Annotated in this window: 1 protein-coding gene; it reads right to left on the reverse strand. The window is 50.6% G+C overall.

The annotated features are described in order from the left end of the window. Positions 1–328: 328 nt before the first annotated feature. A partial coding sequence (locus DWX63_RS11590) for a hypothetical protein (protein WP_233514553.1) occupies positions 329–593 on the reverse strand: 265 nt, incomplete at its 5' end.

Here is a 593-nt window from a genome sequence, read left to right on the forward strand (position 1 = left end):
CGCGCGGCAAGGAGATATATTGCCAGACCGGAGGGGCCCCGGGGGCGGGAATCACGCACTCCATATTTTGTTCACAAATCAACTAACTGGGCTCCGAGTTGCTCAGAGTCACGCGTATGGTCATAAAACTTGGACAGACCGTATGACCTCGGGAATCTTGCTGTCCACTGTAGACATAGCATCTTTATACCCTCGTCGATCTCCGCTAGTTAGCCCGTAATAAATTGAAGGACAACGTTAACAAACCTATATAAACGCCAGTGGGGGCTCTATCACTAATTAGACAGTGCCCCCACTGGCGGAGTGTATTTGAGTAAAACAATGCCCCTTAATTAATGTACTGGAAATAAGGAGCAAAAGATCCGTCCGGATATACGTGACGACAGAACCCTGGAGCCGACTGAGCGCCACCAGAAAGCGACATGAGTAAAAAGATCGGCTCTGCCTCACCGCGAACGACTACGATGCCCTCGACTAAAGCCAATCCGAACACACCTAAAACAGATAGGGCAAATGTCGGTTTATATAACGCAAAAAAGGGGGAGGCCGCGATGCCTCCCCCTTCTCCATTTCCTCTGACGGCTCGGTGCCGT

The sequence above is a fragment of the Collinsella sp. AF20-14LB genome, from assembly GCF_003459505.1.
Lineage (GTDB): Bacteria > Actinomycetota > Coriobacteriia > Coriobacteriales > Coriobacteriaceae > Collinsella.